The sequence below is a fragment of the Cypionkella sp. genome (genome assembly GCF_030652235.1).
Taxonomy (GTDB): Bacteria; Pseudomonadota; Alphaproteobacteria; order Rhodobacterales; family Rhodobacteraceae; genus Cypionkella.
In genome coordinates this window covers 23,416-41,642 of sequence record NZ_JAUSBA010000073.1, presented here as the reverse complement: position 1 = coordinate 41,642, position 18,227 = coordinate 23,416, and the positions used below count along the sequence as shown (strand labels likewise).

19 protein-coding genes, 1 tRNA gene and 1 pseudogene are annotated in these 18,227 nt (G+C 59.9%); 13 read left to right on the top strand and 8 right to left on the bottom strand.

Annotation, left to right across the window (positions count from 1 at the left end; all coding sequences use genetic code 11):
* Positions 1-140, top strand: a pseudogene (locus Q7V03_RS23425) (ATP-binding protein); the annotation flags it as partial.
* Complete coding sequence (locus tag Q7V03_RS23420; protein ID WP_304927978.1) at positions 139-450, top strand: hypothetical protein; 312 nt, start codon at positions 139-141, stop codon at positions 448-450. The pseudogene Q7V03_RS23425 and the gene Q7V03_RS23420, both read left to right, overlap by 2 nt.
* A 123-nt stretch (positions 451-573) precedes the next feature.
* On the opposite strand, the gene Q7V03_RS23415 is transcribed toward Q7V03_RS23420, so the two are convergent.
* The 4 genes from Q7V03_RS23415 to Q7V03_RS23400 all read right to left on the bottom strand — a co-directional run bounded on the left by Q7V03_RS23415 (position 574) and on the right by Q7V03_RS23400 (position 4,353).
* Positions 574-650 (bottom strand) — tRNA-Arg (locus tag Q7V03_RS23415).
* A 107-nt stretch (positions 651-757) separates the two neighbouring features.
* Positions 758-2,179 carry a HAMP domain-containing sensor histidine kinase gene (locus Q7V03_RS23410; RefSeq protein WP_304927976.1) on the bottom strand — a complete coding sequence of 474 codons (1,422 nt, stop codon included), beginning with the start codon at positions 2,177-2,179 and terminating at the stop codon, positions 758-760.
* Positions 2,180-2,247: 68 nt separating this feature from the next.
* Entirely contained in the window at positions 2,248-3,657 is a 1,410-nt protein-coding gene (locus Q7V03_RS23405) for an NAD(P)/FAD-dependent oxidoreductase (protein WP_304927975.1), read from the bottom strand.
* On the bottom strand, positions 3,658-4,353 hold the full coding sequence (locus Q7V03_RS23400) for a TVP38/TMEM64 family protein (protein WP_304927974.1): 696 nt from the start codon (positions 4,351-4,353) through the stop codon (positions 3,658-3,660). It lies immediately after the preceding gene.
* Between the two features lie 262 nt (positions 4,354-4,615).
* Between Q7V03_RS23400 and rpmH the strand changes: the two genes are divergently transcribed.
* From rpmH to yihA, 7 genes are all read left to right on the top strand, one after another.
* Complete coding sequence (gene rpmH / locus Q7V03_RS23395; RefSeq protein WP_008032609.1) at positions 4,616-4,750, top strand: 50S ribosomal protein L34; 135 nt, start codon at positions 4,616-4,618, stop codon at positions 4,748-4,750.
* A gap of 40 nt (positions 4,751-4,790) precedes the next feature.
* Complete coding sequence (gene rnpA / locus Q7V03_RS23390) at positions 4,791-5,204, top strand: ribonuclease P protein component (protein WP_304927973.1); 414 nt, start codon at positions 4,791-4,793, stop codon at positions 5,202-5,204.
* On the top strand, positions 5,201-5,449 hold the full coding sequence (yidD, locus tag Q7V03_RS23385) for a membrane protein insertion efficiency factor YidD (RefSeq protein WP_304927972.1): 249 nt from the start codon (positions 5,201-5,203) through the stop codon (positions 5,447-5,449). Before rnpA ends, yidD begins: the two co-directional genes overlap by 4 nt.
* Positions 5,450-5,612: 163 nt before the next feature.
* Entirely contained in the window at positions 5,613-7,157 is a 1,545-nt protein-coding gene (locus Q7V03_RS23380; protein WP_304927971.1) for a bifunctional diguanylate cyclase/phosphodiesterase, read from the top strand.
* Positions 7,158-7,294: 137 nt separating this feature from the next.
* Complete coding sequence (gene yidC, locus Q7V03_RS23375) at positions 7,295-9,100, top strand: membrane protein insertase YidC (RefSeq protein WP_304927970.1); 1,806 nt, start codon at positions 7,295-7,297, stop codon at positions 9,098-9,100.
* Positions 9,097-9,843, top strand: coding sequence for an MOSC domain-containing protein (locus tag Q7V03_RS23370; protein WP_304927969.1), 747 nt, complete (start codon positions 9,097-9,099; stop codon positions 9,841-9,843). Before yidC ends, Q7V03_RS23370 begins: the two co-directional genes overlap by 4 nt.
* Entirely contained in the window at positions 9,840-10,496 is a 657-nt protein-coding gene (gene yihA, locus Q7V03_RS23365; RefSeq protein ID WP_304927968.1) for a ribosome biogenesis GTP-binding protein YihA/YsxC, read from the top strand. The genes Q7V03_RS23370 and yihA overlap by 4 nt, the downstream gene beginning before the upstream one ends.
* 50 nt (positions 10,497-10,546) lie before the next feature.
* Here yihA and Q7V03_RS23360 read toward each other — a convergent pair whose 3' ends face one another.
* On the bottom strand, positions 10,547-11,278 hold the full coding sequence (locus tag Q7V03_RS23360; protein WP_304927967.1) for an SDR family NAD(P)-dependent oxidoreductase: 732 nt from the start codon (positions 11,276-11,278) through the stop codon (positions 10,547-10,549).
* Positions 11,279-11,504: 226 nt separating this feature from the next.
* Between Q7V03_RS23360 and argB the strand changes: the two genes are divergently transcribed.
* The 4 genes from argB (at position 11,505) to Q7V03_RS23340 (ending at position 14,458) form a co-directional block, all read left to right on the top strand.
* Entirely contained in the window at positions 11,505-12,383 is an 879-nt protein-coding gene (gene argB / locus Q7V03_RS23355; protein WP_304927977.1) for an acetylglutamate kinase, read from the top strand.
* Between the two features lie 139 nt (positions 12,384-12,522).
* Positions 12,523-13,311 (top strand): sterol desaturase family protein, encoded by a 789-nt coding sequence (locus Q7V03_RS23350; protein ID WP_304927966.1) that lies wholly within the window; start codon positions 12,523-12,525, stop codon positions 13,309-13,311.
* Positions 13,254-13,958, top strand: coding sequence for a ferredoxin (locus Q7V03_RS23345; RefSeq protein WP_304927965.1), 705 nt, complete (start codon positions 13,254-13,256; stop codon positions 13,956-13,958). Before Q7V03_RS23350 ends, Q7V03_RS23345 begins: the two co-directional genes overlap by 58 nt.
* Positions 13,955-14,458: a histidine phosphatase family protein gene (locus Q7V03_RS23340; protein ID WP_304927964.1), complete on the top strand. Its 504-nt coding sequence runs from the start codon at positions 13,955-13,957 to the stop codon at positions 14,456-14,458. The genes Q7V03_RS23345 and Q7V03_RS23340 overlap by 4 nt, the downstream gene beginning before the upstream one ends.
* Before the next feature lie 149 nt (positions 14,459-14,607).
* Here the strand turns inward: Q7V03_RS23340 and Q7V03_RS23335 are convergent, their stop codons facing one another.
* Genes Q7V03_RS23335 through Q7V03_RS23325 form a run of 3 tightly spaced genes read right to left on the bottom strand, consistent with a single transcriptional unit; the run spans position 14,608 to position 18,109 of the window.
* Positions 14,608-15,387, bottom strand: coding sequence for an amino acid ABC transporter ATP-binding protein (locus Q7V03_RS23335; protein ID WP_304927963.1), 780 nt, complete (start codon positions 15,385-15,387; stop codon positions 14,608-14,610).
* A 15-nt stretch (positions 15,388-15,402) separates the two neighbouring features.
* Positions 15,403-16,845, bottom strand: a complete 1,443-nt coding sequence (locus Q7V03_RS23330; protein ID WP_304927962.1) for an amino acid ABC transporter permease — start codon at positions 16,843-16,845, stop codon at positions 15,403-15,405.
* Position 16,846: 1 nt separating this feature from the next.
* Positions 16,847-18,109: an amino acid ABC transporter permease gene (locus Q7V03_RS23325; protein ID WP_304927961.1), complete on the bottom strand. Its 1,263-nt coding sequence runs from the start codon at positions 18,107-18,109 to the stop codon at positions 16,847-16,849.
* Between the last annotated feature and the right edge of the window lie 118 nt (positions 18,110-18,227).

The window sequence follows — 18,227 nt, the reverse complement described above, 5'->3', positions numbered from 1 at the left end:
CCTACAAGGATCTTTCGGGTTTTGACTTCGCCGCCAGCGAGATCAATGAGGCCACCGTCCGGACCCTGCACCGCTGCGAGTTCATGGACGGAGCGCAGAACGTGGTCCTCATCGGCGGTCCCGGAACCGGCAAGACCCATGCTCGATGCGACGCCGCGCGTAGGGCCGTTTATCCTGACCCGTGCAGATGGCCGACCGTGGCACACAGACAAGGATAATAAACAGTTGGCGAAGGAATGGCATCGCCGCATGGCATCCGCTGGCTTCTACCCCGCTGGATCGGAAAACATGACCAAAGAGGAGAAGAAAGAGTGCCTGCGGTTCAATGATCAGCGCGGCACTGCGGTAACGCTCTTGTCTGATGCCGGTGCAACTATTCCACAGATTTGCTCGATCACGGGCCATACCCTGCAATCGGCAACCCGCATTTTGACCAAGATATGGCAATGACGGAGGCGCTTTCGGTGGCTGCAATTCGGCTATTTGAGAACGCACCGGAAACAGCTTTTGCAAACCACACCTGTGCCCGCAGGCGGCGTCACTAAGATAATGAAAGGATAACAGGATGTTAAGTGGTGGACCCAGAGCGATTCGAACGCCCGACCCTCAGATTCGTAGTCTGATGCTCTATCCAGCTGAGCTATGGATCCACTCTTGCGGCTGGATTTAGCCTCCCCTGCCGGGCATTGCAAGGGCGAATACGCAGCGAAATGCAACTTGATGCACAATCCCCTGTATTCCTCTGAGCAGAGCGGGATCAGACCGCAGAGCCGATGGTTTTCGGCAAATGCACCAGAAACTCGGTGCCATCGGCATCACTGCGTGCCAGTTCCAGCCGCCCGCCATGACCGCGGATCAGCTCGGCGGCAATCGCCAGACCCAAGCCGATGCCGCCTTTGCGCGCGCCACCCTGAAACGCCTCAAACAGATGCTCACGGGCCTTTTCTGGCAGGCCGGGTCCGGTGTCACCCACCCTGATCCACCATTCCGAAGCACTTTCCCCGGCGGAGATTTCGATGCTGCCCTCGGCCCCCGTCGCCTCGATCGCTTGCCGCGCGTTGCGCACAAGGTTGGACAGCACGCGGAACAACTGGTCATAATCGGCATGGATCACCAGCGCCTCGGGCACTTCGATCAGGCAGGTCACCGGGCCTTCGCCGGCCAAGCCCTCACCCTCGGCGACATCCTCGGCCAAGGTCGCCAAGGCCACCTCGCGCAACTGCGGCGCAGGTTCCTCGGCCTTGCCAAACGCCAAAGTCGATTCGCACAACGCCACGGCGCGGGCGATGGAGCCGACCAGTTTGGGCGCCGCGCGCGCCACCATCGGATCGGTGCTGCCCTCGATCCGGTCGGCAAACAGCTGCGCCGTGGTCAGAATGTTGCGCAGATCGTGGCTGATTTTGGCGACTGCCCCACCCAGCTGTGCAAGGCGTTCCTTTTGCCGCAACGAACCCGTCAGCTGGGTTTGCATCGCATGCATGGCTTCCTCGGCATCGCGCAGCTCCACCACCGAGGCGGTGGGCTCGATCACCCGGCGGGCATCCTCGGGTGCTTCGGCATAGGCGGTCATATGGTTGACCACCCGGCGGATCGGCAACACGATCAAACGCTGCACCGCGAGGAACAGAAAGAATGCGGTGACGCCCGAGATCAGCGCCGACAGCAGCAAAATCCGCCCACCGTAATCCAGCATAGCGTCGCGCATTGGCGCGGAATCCATTGTGATTTCAATCAGAAGCCCCGCCGATTGCACCGGATACCCGATCACCCGGATGATCTGGTCATCGGGATCGAAAAGGCAGGCAAAGGCATCACGAATAAGCGTCCAAGGCCCGGCCTCACGCAGATCGAAAGTGTCCGAAATCGGCGTTGGCAGCGGCGAGGACAGCACCAGTTGGCGCACCTCATTGCGGCGCAGCACGACGTTATAGACCTCGGCATTGGCCAGCAGTTCTTTTTCCAGAGCGGGCGTCACCATATCTTCGGCGGCCAACTGCGCTAGCGAGGCGATCTGAGCTTTCTCCAACCGCAGGGTCAGGAAATCGGCGCGGAATCGGGCGATGGAAGGCACAAAGATCAACACTTCGGCCAGCATGACAAAAGCCACGGTCAGTAGCAGAAACCGCCCCGACAGGGTGTTTATGAATCCGCCCCGCCTTGCTGCCACGCTTTTGGTCATCCTCTGTGTAGAAATACTCTGCGGGGTCCAGCGGTGCAAAACCCCCGGCGTGTCATGCCGCAGACGCCTTAAGGCAGGAGGCGCTGCACCAGCCGCACCACCCGCTTCACGACCATGTTATCAAAGAGTTTCGGTGAGAAATAGGCCCCAGCTGCACGCTTGGAAATCTCGCCACGCGTCGGATAAGGCGCAATCATCCCAGCCAGCGCGCCGACCTTCAGGCCCGAGGTCATGGCCAGTGCCCAAAGCCCGATCAACTCGCCCGCCCCAGCACCAACAAGGGTAACGCCCACCGGACGGTCTTTCAGCAGCATCAGCTTGAGAAAGCCTGCGGTTTTGCCATCGGTTACTGCGCGGTCGTTGTGCGAAAATTCTTGCCGGATCACCTGAACGCCCGGATATTTGGCGCGCGCTTCTGCCTCGGTCAGCCCGATCTGCGCCAGTTCGGGGTCTGTGTAGGTGACCATTGGTACCACAGAAGCCTGCTTTGCGGGCAGACAGAACAGCATTTGCTTGATCACCACCCCCGCATGAGCCCCGGCAACATGGGTGAATTGCAGGCCGCCTGCGACATCGCCCACCGCATAAATCCGGCGGTTGCTGCTGCGCAGATTGGCGCCCACCGTCACCCCCTTATCGCTGTAAGCCACGCCTGCGGCAGGCAAATTCAGCTTTGCGATGGCAGGCGTGCGCCCGGTGGCAATCAGCAGATGCGATCCGGTCAGCGTGGTGCCATCATTCAGAACCGCTTCCAGCCCCTGCGGCGTGGGCAGCAGACGGGCGATGTCGCGGCCCTCCAGCACCTCGACGCCCTCGGCGCGCAGGGTGGTGAGGACGACCGCAACCGCCTCGGGGTCGGCACGGCTGAGCACACGGCTGCGCGCGATCACCGTCACAGCGCAACCCAAGCGCCGATGCGCCTGCGCCATTTCGATCGCAATCGGGCCGCCGCCGAGGATCAACAGATGATCCGGCCGCTCGGTCTGCGCAAAAATCGTCTCATTGGTCAGGTAGGGGATCGCCTCTAGCCCCGGCAGCTGTGGGATCGTCGGATGCGAACCGGTGGCGATCACAAACCGCCGGGCGCGGATGACCTTACCGCCCGCCTCCACCTCGCGCGGAGAGGTAAAGCGGGCATAAGCGCGGATCACTTGCACGCCAAAACCCTCAAAGCGTTCCTGACTGTCCAACGGAGCAATCTGCGCGATCACGACGGCAACCTGTGCTTTGACGGCGGCGAAGTCGATCTGCGGCGCGGCGCCCTGCACGCCCGGTGCGCCCATACGGATCACCTGCGCCGCGCGGCCCGCCGCCAGCAGCGCCTTTGACGGCACGCAGCCATAGTTCAGACAATCGCCGCCCATCGCGGCGCCCTCGATCAGCACCACGCGCGCGCCCATCTGCGCCGCCCCTGCCGCGACAGAAAGCCCGCCCGAACCTGCACCAATAATGCAGATATCCGTCGAAATCCGCTGCATTCAACCGCCTTTCTTGCGTTTTTTCAACAGGATAGGCAAAGCCGACAAAGCCGCAAGCCCCAGCAAGGGCAGCAGCACGGGGGCAGAGAAAATCACCCCCAAATCGGGCCGCTCGCCGCGCTCAAACACCTCACTCAGCCCTGCTCCGACCGAGGTGAACACCAAGGCCGCCGGAATAATGCCGAAAAATGTCGTCACTGCAAACGGCAAAAGCCGCACCCCCACCATCGCGGGCAGCAAATTGGCCAGCACGAAGGGCAGCGCAGGCACCAGCCGCATGATCAACAAAGCCGACCATTGGTTTTCGCGCAACGCGGTTTGCAGACGCGAGGCTGACCCGCTTTGCAGACGCTCGGCCAAGCTCGCGCCAAAACCCGCCCGGGCCGCCAGAAAGATGCACACCGCACCGATGCTCGCCGCCAGTACGTTATAGAATGTGCCGGGGAACATGCCGAACAAGAAGCCGCCCGTCAGCGAGGCGATCGTCGCACCGGGCAGGCTGAGGCCGACAATCACAATATAGACCGCGATAAAACCAAGGCTTGCCCACAGGAAATGCGCGTCGCGGTAGGCCAGCAGCGCCTCGCGGTTCTCGGCCAACGTCTCAAACGACAACCGCTCACGCAGAAACATCGCCCCGGCAATCGCGGCGCAGAGAATCAGCACAATCGGGATCAGGCGGGCGCATCGTGTCATTGTCTTCCTTTACGCCATGATGGTCGGATTGGCCCGGCCATGCCAGCCGTCTCACGCCAGCTTGATCAGGTTCGGCAAATCGGCGATCTAAAGGCGCGGATTTGTAACAGTTTGCCCTGTCCGACGCGCGATGATCGGCAAATGTTGCAGAAATCGCGCAGGACCCGCGTTGACTTACCGCTGATCCGCCCCTAAAGACCGGGCTTCAAGTTTACGCCGTCGAATCTTTAGGGTTCGCCGTGCCCGTCTGATGGAGACCGCGATGAAGCGCACTTTTCAACCGTCGAACCTGGTTCGCGCCCGCCGCCACGGCTTCCGCGCTCGTATGGCAACCAAGGGTGGCCGTCTTGTGCTGGCAGCCCGCCGCGCCAAGGGCCGCAAGAAGTTGTCGGCTTAATTTCTGACTGACCCTGCGGGGTCGGATGCAGGAGTAGACTATGACACCGCCGAAGGGATCGGACGTTGGCACCACCGCCGAAGCGCCCGAAACGCCTCCGGCGGTTTGTGTTTGTGTTGAGACCATGAAGAACCGCCCGGATTATCTGCGAACCGCGCAGGGTCGTAGGCAGGGCACCGGCAGCTTTTTGTTGCAGGGCCGTGCACGCGGCGATGAACAGGCCCTGGTGCGGATCGGCTTTACCGCCTCAAAGAAAATCGGCAACGCAGTGGCGCGCAATCGGGCCAAACGGCGGATGCGGGCCTTGGCGCGCGAGGTGCTGCCGGAACTGGCGCGGCCCGGTTGGGATTATGTGCTGGTCGCCAAGCCAGAGGCCACAATAGCGCGCGATTACAAAGATATGCTGGCCGATCTCGCCACCGCTTTGGCCTCGGTACACAAGGCGCGACCGTGACACCGCTGGCGCGCATCGTGGCCCTGCCCGTGCGCGCCTATCGGTTGGTGCTGTCGCCGTGGCTTGGCCACGGCTGCCGCTTTCAACCCACCTGCTCGGCCTACGCAATGGAGGCGTTAGAGCGGCATGGGGCTGCGAAAGGGGGCTATTTGATGGTGCATCGGATTTGCCGCTGCCACCCTTGGGGGGGGCAAGGCTATGATCCGGTGCCGGGTGCTGACCCTGATTTTGACGCCAAGCTCTAGAGCATGGCGCTGGCCGCTTTGGCATCGGATGGTTAACAAACCATGGAACAAATCATGAAAATCCTCTGCAACTTTGGCGTGAGAATTAACTTTCCGATCAGAGTGTTTGCCTAGTCTTGTCGCATCGGGGTCGCGTTGCCCCGCAGCAGATAAGGCTGATCCGATGGTTTCACGTTTTTTCACCGCAGTCTCCGCCGCGTTCTCCCACATCGGCGCGCTGATGCGCAGGCCAGAGGCGTTCGTGTTCCTGCCCGCTCTGACCCTCGCCGCATTCTGGCTGGGCGGTGAGCGGGATTTGATCCTGACCGCCCTTGGCGCGCCGCTGCTGTTTGCAATCTCGGGCGCAGTGCGGCACCAAAAAACCCCGCCCGATCCATCGCTGGTGCTGGAAGGTCTGTCGCTGCGCGCCCAGATCGTCGGCACTTTGGACGCGACTTTAAGCGAATCACATCTTAGCGGGCGCTCAACTGCATGTCTGGTGCTGCAATTCGATCTGGCAGAGCGGATGGTCGAACAACACGGTCGCGCGGCCCAGACCGAGGTGTTGGCGCGCTCGGCAGAACGGATTTGCGCTGCGTTGCGCGCGGGAGATGTGGTGGCACGTTTGGAAGGCGGTGGCTTTGCGGTGGCGCTGGCCCCGGTGCGGCGGCTGGATATTGAAACGGTGGTGCAGGTGGCGGCCCGACTGCAGTCAGCGCTGTCGGCGCCGATCAGCCTGAACGCGGCGCGCATTTATGCCACATGCTCGATCGGCTTTTGTCTCGGCAGCCGCGCGCCAGAACCCAGCGGGGCAAGCCTGCTGAACGCAGCACAGATTGCCGCCGACGATGCTTTGCGCCACGGTCCCAGCGCCATTCGCAGCTTTTCCGAAGATATGGCCGCCACCCGCGCCGACCGTGACGCGCTGCGTGATGAGTTGGAACATGCACTCGACGAAGGCCAGATCCGCCCGCATTTTCAGCCGCAAATCTCGACCCATACCGGGGCAATCACCGGGTTTGAGGCTTTGGCGCGCTGGTATCACCCCGATAAGGGATTGATTCCGCCTGCTGAATTCCTGCCGATGATCGAGGATGCGGGGTTAAGCGAGCGTCTCGGTGAGGTGATTTTGTACCACGCCCTCTCGGCCCTCGCCCGCTGGGATCGCGCCGGGCTGAATGTGCCAACGGTGGCGGTGAATTTCTCCTCACCAGAACTGCGCAACCCGCGTCTGGCCGAAAAGTTAAAATGGGAGCTCGACCGCTTTGATCTAGACCCCAAGCGGCTGTCGGTTGAGGTGCTGGAAAACGTCGTAGCCCAAACCGACAATGACATCATCGTCTCAAACATCGCGGCACTGGCGGCCTTGGGCTGCGGCATTGATCTGGACGATTTCGGCACCGGCAACGCCTCGATCACTTCGATCCGCCGCTTTGCGGTGCGGCGTATCAAAATCGACCGCAGCTTTGTCACTCGGCTGGATGAGGACCGCGAACAGCAAAAGATGGTGGCCGCGATCTTGTCGATGGCCGAGCGGTTGGGGCTGGAAACCTTGGCTGAAGGGGTTGAGACACCCGGTGAACACGCCATGCTGTCACAATTGGGTTGCGGAGATGTGCAAGGGTTCGGCATCTCCCGGCCTATGCCGGTGGATGAGACGATGGACTGGATCGACCGTCATCGCGCCAAGGTCGGGGCGATTCCGCGAATCGGCTCACGCGGCCGATAGGGGTGAATCGATGCGCACACCGCGAATTGCGCGGCAATCCCCGTGCGAGCCCTGCGAAAAGGGGAAAACCGCTTGACCTTTGCGCCCCCCTATCGTTGAACCACGCCTGACCCTGAACAGGAATGGTGCTTGTCCCGATGGACGATCAAAACAAGAATCTCATCCTCGCAACCGTGCTTAGCTTTCTGGTGATCCTTGGCTGGTTCGTCGCAGGCCCGATGCTTTTTCCGCAATGGTTTCCCGCCGAAACCCAAGCACCGCTGACCCCGGTTGCAGTCACGCCCGACGCTCCGGCCACTGCGGCCCCGGCTGGCGCTGTCGCCTCAACCCAGCCTTTGCCGGAAGCGCCGCGCCTCACCATCGACACCCCGAAACTCTCGGGCTCGATCTCGATGCTGGGTGGTCGGTTCGACGATCTGTCGTTGAAAACCTACCATGAGACGATCGAGCCGAACTCGCCGACCGTCAAATTGCTCTCCCCTGTCGGCCAGACCACGCCCTATTACGCGGTGTTTGGCTGGGCTCCGGGTGTGGGTTTGACCGCCGAAGACGTGCCGGGTGCTACGACTGAGTGGAAAATCGCTTCGGGCGGGACCCTTTCCGCAGGCAAGCCTGTGGCATTGCAATGGGAAAACACCAAGGGCCTGAAGTTCCTGCGCACTATCGCGGTGGACGAGGATTTCATGTTCACCGTGACAGATTCGGTGCAAAATACCGGAACTTCTGCGGCAAACCTCTACTCTTACGGTCAGATCATCCGTCAAGGCCTGCCTGCGTTGCAAGGCATCTATGTCGTGCATGAAGGCTTGGTGCGGCGCACAGACGGTGGCCTTGAAGAACTTAACTACTCCAAGTTTGCGTCGATGACGCCGAATGAACGCGAGGGCTACCCGGCGCAAGTGACCGAGGCCACGCAGGATGGTTGGATCGGCTTCACCGATCACTACTGGATGACCACTCTCGTCCCCGAGCAAGGCAAGCCCTACACGGCTGTTGCAAAGTATCTGCCCGGATCGGACATCTATCAGGCCGAAGTGCGGCAGCCGCTGATGACCGTCGCCCCCGGTGCGACGATGGAAACCACCACCCGGATGTTCGCCGGTGCCAAAGAATGGGAAGCCATTCGCGGCTATCAGGACAAAGCGGGTATCCCCGGATTCATTGACTCGATCGACTGGGGCTGGTTCTACTTTCTGACCAAACCGATTTTCGCCGTACTGCACTGGCTGCATGGGCTGATCGGCAACATGGGTCTTGCGATCATCGGCCTGACCTTCTTTTTGAAACTTCTGGTGCTGCCGCTGGCCTATAAATCCTATGTCTCAATGGCACGGATGAAGGAATTGCAGCCCGAGATGGAGGCGCTGAAAGAGCGCGCCGGCGACGATAAGCAAAAGCTGCAAAAGGAAATGATGGCGCTATACAAAGAGCGCAAAGTCAATCCGGCAGCGGGCTGTTTGCCAATCCTGATCCAGATCCCGATCTTTTTCTCGCTTTATAAAGTGATTTTCGTCACGATTGAGTTGCGGCAATCGCCGTTCTTCGGCTGGATTCGCGACCTTTCCGCGCCGGACACCTCGTCGATCTACAACCTGTTCGGCCTACTGCCTTGGTCCTCCCCCGAGCCGCACACCCTGCTCGCCACGATCTTCATCGGTGTGTTGCCGATTCTGTTGGGCATCACCATGTGGCTTCAGCAAAAACTGAACCCGGCTCCCGCCGATCCGGTGCAGCAACAACTGTTCGCTTGGATGCCGTTCGTGTTCATGTTTATGCTGGGCGGCTTCGCCAGTGGTCTGGTGATTTACTGGATCACCAACAACACGATCACTTTCGCACAGCAATATCTGATCATGCGCAGCCACGGCCATAAACCGGATCTGTTCGGCAATATCAAATCAGGCTTCAGCAAGAAAAAACCCGTCGAGGTCGGCAAAAAATGACCAAGCGGCTGGCGCAAATTTGCCGCCACCCAATTAAGGGACACGGACGCGAAGCCCTCGCGTCCGTTCGTCTTTTGGCAGGAGAGTGTCTGGCGTGGGATCGGCATTGGGCGGTGGCGCATGAAGCGGCGCAACTCGTACCCGGCTGGAATCGCTGCGTGAATTTCGCGCGTGGGGCCAAGGCTCCAGCGCTGATGGCGATCACCTCTTGCTTAGATGAGACGACCGCCACTGTCACCCTAAACCATCCAGAGCGCGGGGAGATCAGCTTTCGCCCGGATGAACCCGCCGATCTGCCTCGGTTTCTAGACTGGGTGACGCCGCTGAACCCAGCCGGCCGCGCGCAGCCCGTGGCGATTGTCACAGCAGGGCGCGGCATGACGGATACCGCCCTGCCCGCGTTGTCGATCCTATCCACCGCATCGCTGGCCGATCTGTCAGCGCGGATGGGGATTGCAATGTCGAAAGATCGCTGGCGTGGCAATCTTTGGCTGGATGGGGCGGAACCTTGGGCCGAATTGAACTGGATCGGCAAACACTTAGCCATCGGCGGCGCGGTTTTGAAGATTGAAGAACGCATAGAGCGGTGCAGCGCCACCACCGTTGATCCTGAAACTGGCCGCCCGAACGCACCGACGCTGGTGGCGTTGAACCAGCATTTCGGCCATCAGGATTTCGGCGTCTATGCCGTGGTTGTGGAAAGCGGGCCGATTGCGGTCGGCGATGAATGGAGATTGGCATGACGAGCCTAGAGTTCACCTTGGCCCCCGAGCCGGAATTTTCCTCGCGTGAGGCCGGCCGCTTGCTGTTCGCAGGCCCGGTTGATTTCGTCAAAGGCGTGGTCGCAATGTCGGGTCTGCCCGAACCGGATCGGTTGGAGGTTTGCTTTGCAGGCCGCTCGAATGTCGGAAAATCCAGCCTGATCAATGCTCTGACGGGGCGTAAAAACCTCGCCCGCGCCTCAAACACGCCGGGACGGACGCAAGAGATTAACTATTTCGCCTTGGGCGAGATGAACCGTTTCCTCGTCGATTTGCCCGGCTATGGCTATGCTGAAGCGCCGAAGCCCATTGTTGCGAAGTGGCAGGCGCTGCTGAAGGCCTATCTGGCAGGACGGCAAACCCTGCGCAGGGCGTTTGTTTTGATCGACACAAGGCATGGCGTGAAGGCTGTGGATGAGGAGATCATGGATCTGCTCGACCGCTCGGCTGTAACGTTTCAGGTCGTGATGACGAAGATGGACAAAGTCTCGGCTGCCGAGCGCGACGCCAATATCGAGCAGGTCAAAGGCGCATTGGCTAAGCACCCGGCGGCCTATCCTGAGTTGGTGGTGACCAGTTCGGAAAAGGGCGATGGCATTGAGACTTTGCGGGCGATTATCGCAACCTTGGTCTAACAAGCGGTTTCTGCGAAGAAATCGTGCCGGAATTCGCGCGAACTCCGGTTTCAGACGTGCTGGCCGCCGTTGATTTGAATCTCGGTGCCAGAGATATAGCTCGACTGTTCGGAACACAGAAACCAGATCGCGTCGGCAACCTCTTTCGGCTGGCCCAAGCGGCGCATTGGCAGTTGATTGACGATCTTATCGGTGCCCGGCGACAGGATCGCGGTTTCCACCTCTCCAGGCGCTATCGCGTTCACCCGCACGCCGAGCGGGCCGAAATCATGCGCCATCTCACGGGTCAGCGCCGCTAACGCAGCTTTTGAGGTCGAATACGCGGCCCCGGCGAAGGGATGCACCCGGCTTCCAGCGATCGAGGTGACGTTGACGACCGAGCCCCTTGCGGCGACAAGTTCGGTTTGCAGGCCGCGGGCGAGGATGACTGACGCGAAGAAGTTGACGTGGAACACCTGCCCCCAGGTCCGCAAGTCGGTCTCTAGCGTGTTCAGCCGCTTGCCGCCCTCGCCCTTCGGAGAGATTCCGGCGTTGTTGACCAAAGCGTGGAGTTTTCCGTTCAACTTGGCCTTGATTGTCTCCATCGCAGCGATGGTTTTGTTGGGGTCAGCCAGATCGATCTGGATGTGGTTTTCCTCGCCCCCGGGCCACGGGCAGCGCGGATCAAAGGGGTGGCGCGAGCAGGTCAGCACGCGCCAGCCTTCGCCCCCGAACCGTTTGACGGTGGCGTGGCCGATTCCCCGGCTTGCTCCGGTCAGGACGAGGGTTTTCTGCTCGGACATCGTGAACTCCTGCTTTGGGGTCAAGCTACGGCATTGGGGGACGAATGCAAGGGTGTCCACGCGTGGCACCTTGCAGCGTCTTAGGGATTTCAAGCACTTAGCTTGCGGTGATTTGCCGAAAATTAAGCTCTGCCCCGACACAAAAGCTTTGCTTGGCAGGGGGGGGCAAAGGGGCTATCAGGCAAAAAATCCTGGAGTCTTCCCCATGCAAAAGCAGACCCTGACCATGAGTGATGCGATCAACACCGCAAAGATGCTGTCCGAGGCCCTGCCCTATCTGCAACGCTTTGAAGGCGCAGTGGTGGTGGTGAAATTCGGTGGCAATGCGATGGGCGACGATGCCGCGATGGCGGAATTTGCCCGCGATGTGGTGCTGATGCGGCAGGTCGGGGTGAATCCGGTGGTGGTGCATGGCGGCGGGCCGATGATCAACGAAATGCTGGCCAAACTGGGCATCAAATCGGAATTCGTGAGCGGCAAACGGGTGACCGACAAGGCAACGGTGCAGGTTGTCGAAATGGTGCTGTCGGGCCTGGTCAACAAGCGCATCGTGCAGGCGATCATGGATGCCGGTGGCCGCGCGGTGGGGATTTCCGGCAAGGATGATGACCTGATGGTCTGCGTCGCTGATGACCCGGAATTGGGATTTGTCGGCCGCCCGGTGGAGATGAATGTGCAGGTTTTGCGCGATTTGTACAACGCCGGGATCATTCCGGTGGTCGCGCCAGTGGCGACCGGCATGGCCGATAATGAGACGTTCAACGTCAATGGCGACACCGCAGCGGGCGCGATTGCGGGGGCGTTGCAGGCGGATCGTTTGCTGTTGTTGACCGACGTGCCGGGGGTGAAAAACGCGGCTGGAGAGGTGATGACGCAGATCACTCCGGAAGAAATTCGGCAGATGACGGCGGATGGGGTGATCTCGGGCGGGATGATTCCGAAGACCGAGACGGCGCTGATGGCGATTGAGGCGGGGACACGGGCGGTGACGATTCTGGATGGGCGGATTCCGAATGCCTGTCTGTTGGAACTGTTCACCGATCACGGCGCGGGCTCGCAAATTCGATCCAGCACGCCGCGCGTCAAGCCGCATGTAAAGCGCTAAGGCATTTCATACTGGCTTAAATACTCCCGCCGGGGGCATCTGTTGCCAGCCAAAGGAGCCTCCGGCGGGAGCATTTCAACCAAGATGAAATTGCTTGTCTTCATGATTTGTCGACTTAAGCTGATGCGTGGAGGCTGCGATGAAATATGAAGTTTTGCTGCGCTTGTCGGTGTTTTTGAGCCTGTTTGTGGTGTTTGCGGGGCTGGAGGGTTTGGCGCCAAAACGCACGCGGGTGCTGGGGCGCGGGCGGCGCTGGTTTACCAATCTGTCGATAACGGTGTTGAACACGCTGGCTTTGCGGGCGCTGGCGATTGTGTTGCCATTTCTGGCGGTTGGCGCGGCGGTGGATGCGTGGTCAATGGGCTGGGGCGTGCTGAATCGGGTGGCGTGGCCGCTGTGGGTTGAGGTGTTGATCGCGCTGCTGGTTTTGGATTTTGCGATCTGGGCGCAGCATTGGTTGACGCATAAGGTGCCGCTGTTCTGGCGGTTTCACCGGATGCACCACGCCGACCGCGATATGGATGTGACAACGGCTTTGCGGTTTCATCCGGTGGAGATTTTGGCCTCGATGGGCCTGAAGATTGGGCTGATTTACGCTTTGGGGCCGCAGGCAGTGGCGGTGGTTTTGTTTGAGATTTTGCTCAATGGGACGGCTTTGTTCAACCATGCCAATTTGCGATTGCCGCTTTGGCTGGATCGGGTGTTGCGGTTGGTTTTGGTGACGCCAGACATGCACCGGGTGCATCATTCGGTTGTGCGCGCCGAGCATGACAGTAATTTTGGCTTTGCCTTGTCGGTCTGGGACCGGATTTTTCGCACCTATTGCGCGCAACCTGCGGCGGGGCATCAGGACATGGTGGTGGGGCTGCAATGGCAAGACGAGAAACCGGCGCGATTGGGGTGGAGCCTGTGGCTGCCGTTTCGTTAGGCGCGATTGAGGGCTTGGCGGCGCGGCATCATCTGGCAGTGTTGGGCGGGTTTTGTTGTGAGGATGAGGTTGGGTTGCCTGCGGGCACACGCTCGGTTTTGCTGCTTGGGCCTTTAGAGCCGGGGTATTGGGCGCATGTGAAGGGCCAGGCGGAATGGTTGGAATATATTGTTGCAGGTAAGACCGATCCGATTGATCGCTGGTCGCGGCGGGTGATTGGCGGGATGGCGTGTGACTTGGGCGCGAAGGCGCTGTTTCCGTTTGGCGGAGCACCTTATCATCCGTTTTATCAATGGGCTTTGCGAACCGGGCGGGTTTGGGACAGCCCGGTGCGGTTGTTGGTGCAGGCGGAACAGGGGTTGATGGTGTCGTTTCGCGGGGCGCTGGCGATGAAGCAACGGGTGGAGGTTCCGGTTGCGGTGTCGCCTTGCGAGGGTTGCGCGCGGCCTTGTTTGGCGGCCTGTCCGGTGGGGGCGTTAGGGGAATCGGGCTATGATGTGCCTGCCTGTCGCGGCTATTTGAGCGGGCCAAGTGGCGGGGATTGTCTGAATTTTGGTTGCGCTGTGAGACGGGCTTGCCCGGTGTCGCAAGGCTATGCAAGACTGGCGGAACACTCGGCCTATCACATGGGAACATTCCACACATGAAACGCCTTATTTTGACCCGCCACGCCAAGTCTGCTTGGGACGATCCGCTTAGCCCTGACCATGACCGACCTTTGAATGACCGAGGCCGTGCTGCGGCGGCGGATCTGGGGCAGTGGCTAGCCTCGCGCGGGTATGTGCCGCAGAAGGTGTTGTGTTCTGATGCGGTCAGGACTCGGCAAACTTGGTCGGGGATTGCGCCTGCATTGCCTGCAACGCCGTTGATGGAGTTGAAGCCCGCTTTGTATCATGCCGGAGTCGATGTGATGCTGGCGGTTTTGCGGCATGCGCAGGCGGATGTGGTGATGATGATCGGGCACAATCCGGGCATCGCCGAGTTTGCCGAAAAATTGGTAGCGACAGCGCCGCTGAATGCGGAGTTTGGGCGCTATCCTACGGGTGCGACTTTGGTGGTCGATTTCGCGATCGATGCTTGGGATGAGGTTGGATTTGGGCAGGGTGTGACGGTGGATTTTGTCATCCCGCGTGAGATGGCGGTTTAGGGGCGGTCCCGCGCTGGGGCTGCCTGAGGAATGCCATTAGATCAATATGTTAGATTTTAGTAGTAAGGAATTGTTAATGAAAAAGGCGCCCAGCGAGGGGCGCCTTTTTTTGTTTTTGGGGGTGGCGTGGTGGGGTTTCACCCCACCCTTCAATGCCCGAGGATTTGGCTGAGGAACAGCTTGGTCCGTTCCGATTGCGGGTTGTTGAAGAACTCGCGCGGCTCATTTTGCTCGACGATCTGACCTTGGTCCATGAAGATCACCCGGTTGGCGACAGCTTGCGCAAAGCCCATTTCGTGGGTGACGCAGAGCATGGTCATGCCTTCTTCGGCCAGCGAAATCATGGTGTCGAGCACCTCTTTGATCATCTCGGGGTCCAGGGCCGAGGTTGGCTCGTCAAACAGCATGATGCGGGGTTTCATGCACAAAGACCGCGCGATGGCGACGCGCTGTTGTTGGCCGCCGGAGAGCTGGCCGGGGTATTTGTGCGCCTGCTCGGGGATTTTCACCTTGTGCAGGAAATACATCGCGGTTTCTTCAGCCTCGCGCTTGGGCACCTTACGGACCCAGATCGGGGCCAGCGTCAGGTTTTCAAGGATCGTCAGATGCGGGAACAGGTTGAAGTGCTGGAACACCATGCCAACTTCCGAGCGCACCTTGTCGATGTTCTTGAGGTCTGAGGTCAGCTCGGTGCCGTCGACGATGATCTGGCCCTGCTGGTGTTCTTCCAGCCGATTGATGCAGCGGATCAGGGTGGATTTGCCCGAGCCAGAAGGGCCGCAGATGACGATACGTTCGCCCTTGTTCACCGTCATGTTGATGTCGCGCAGCACGTGGAAGGTGCCGTACCACTTGTTCATATTGGTGATCTGGATGGCGATTTCATCCGAGACTTGCATTTTGCTGCGGTCGATTGCGGGTTCTGCCATGATGTAAGTCCCTTATTAACTGTGATCGGTCTTCAGCTTGTTCTCCAGATACATCGAGTATCGGGACATGCCGAAGCAGACGATGAAGAAGATGCCGCCGACGAAAATGTAAGGCTCCCAGTAGATGCCTTTCCACGCGATGTCGGCGCGCACGATGGTGGTGATGCCGCGCAGCGGATCGGCAAGGCCGACAAAGGACACCAGCGTGGTGTCTTTGAACAGACCGATGAAGGTGGACACAATGCCGGGGATCGAGATTTTCAACGCTTGCGGCATGATGATCAGCCGCTGCGCCTGCCAGTAATCCAGCCCCAAAGCGTCGGCGGCTTCATACTGACCACGCGGTAGGGCTGCGAGGCCGCCACGCACCACTTCGGCATTATAGGCGGCCGAGAAGATGGTGACGAGGATCACGACGCGCAGGATCAAATCGAAATTGGTCTGCGGTGGCAGGAAGTATTGCAGCAGCAAAGACGCGGTGAACAGCATGGTGATCAGCGGCACGCCCCGCACGAACTCGATGAAACCAACCGAGAGGGTTTTGATCAACAACATGTCAGACCGCCGACCAAGCGCCAGCAGGATGCCCAGCGGCAGCGAGATCGATATCGAGGCCACACCGATCACGAAGGCCAACAGGAAACCGCCGAATTTGTCGGAGTCGACTTCGATAAGTTCAAACGGCAGCAGGGCTTGCCACGCCTCAGAGACATAGGATTGCAGCAACAACCACCACAAGCAGGCGGCGATAAAGCCGATACTGGCCCCCATCACCGGGCCAAGTTTTGGTGCGACAAACCCGTAGACCACAGCCAGAACCATGAAGCCGATCAGCGCCACGATTGGCCCCCAGACCGCGCCGCCCCAAAGTAGCCAAAGGGCCACGAACGGGAACAGCAGGGTAACGATCAGCAGTAGGCGTGGCTTGGTTGCGGCGATGGCGGTCAGCGCGGCCATGACAGCAGCCGCGAAAACGGTGTGGGCCGAAAATCCGTCTGCGCCGATCAGGCACAGCACCATCAGCACGCCAACCACGCCGCACATTTTTGCCACAGCGCCTTTGTTGTCAGAATAAAGCACCGGGGCCAATGCGACGAACAGCAACGCGAAGGTCAAGATCGGACGCCACCACAGCTCTGGCGGGTAAAAGCCGAAGATGAACTGATGCCACCGCTCGCGGATCATCGCCCAGCAAGCACCCGAAGCGTCGGGGCCAGCATTTGCGGCGACAACGGCGCGGCAATCGGCCATTGAGTTGGCATCGCTCCACACGCCATTGGCCAGCCACGGCCATGACAGGGCGATGAGTTGGTAGAGGGTCCAGATCGCCAGCAGCGTCAGGATGGTGTTGAACGGGCCGGAGAACAGGTTCTCGCGTATCCAGCGGATTGCGCCGGTTTGCGAGGCGGGCGGGGCTTGCGGGGCAAGCATGTCGCGGCGGACGTAGAGCAGGGACATCCTAACGCTCCTTCAGTTTGACAGAGGCGTTATAGGCGTTCATCACCGCAGAGATGATCAGGCTGATGATCAAATAGATCAACATCATCAAGGTCATACATTCCAACTCGCGCCCGGTTTGGTTCAGGGTGATGCCGCCCAGAGTGCCGCGCAGATCAAGGTAGCTGACGGCGATGCCCAGCGAGGTGTCCTTGGTCAGCGACAGATATTGCGAGATCAGCGGCGGGATGATCACCCGCAGGGCTTGCGGCAGGATCACGAGGCTCATGATGCGACCGGGGCGGATGCCGAGGGCGGCAGAGGCCTCGGACTGGCCGCGACTGATGGCTTGAATGCCGGCGCGGACGGTTTCTGCGATCACCGAGGCGTAGTAAAGGGTGAGGGCGATGGTCAGAGCGGTAAATGAATGGGCGATGTTGATGCCGCCGTTAAAGTTGAAGCCCTTGAACACCGGATATTCCCAATGCAGGCCCATGGCGAACAGTAGGGCCACAACCGGCACGCACAGGATCAGCAGGGATTTCCACCAGATCGTGGGGCGGATACCGGTGGCTTCCTGGACGACTTTGGTGCGGCGGCGCAACAGGATATTGGCGTAGATCGAGGCTGCTATCACCACGATGACGGCGATCAGCGACAGGCTGATCGGCAGGAAGCCCAGATGCACGGTCGGCAGCGGATTGGTCAGCAACGGTGCGGGCACGTTGGTTCCGCGGTTGGTGACAGCGATGGTGTCGAAGAAATTCATATGCGCGGCAGAGGTTTGGCCTTCGACGATTTTGAAGTCTCGCGGCGCGGGCCGGGTTTCTGAGAACACCACATAGACAAGGATGATCCAAAGCAGCAGGGGGATGTTGCGGAAGATCTCGATGTAAATCGTCATCAGGCGGGCGACGAGCCAGTTTTTCGACAGCCGCAGCACGCCGATGATCACGCCGAGGATCGTCGAGAAGAAACAGCCGACCAAGGCGACGACGAGCGTATTGCCCAAGCCCACCAGAAGGGCGCGGAAGTGGGTGTCATCATTGGTGTACGGGATTAAGTGCTGATCAATATCGTAGCCCGCACGGTTCCACAGGAAGCCAAAGTTGATGTCTTTGTCCTTGGCGGCGAGATTCTCGATGGTGTTGTTGGCCAGCCACGCGACACCCATCAGGAACAGGATCAGAACGATCACCTGGATGGTGTAGCTGCGGTAGCGGGTGTCGTAAATCAACATGCCCAACCGAAAGTTTGCTTTCGGTGGCTCGGTCACGAGCGTCATATGTATTCCCCCTGCCCTACCGCTGCCGGACTTTTGCCAGTCGTTTGGGGTGGTTCCCTGCGGTCAGGTGATGTGCCGGATCAAGATGAAGTGATCTTGGTTAAGAGTAGGGCGCGGT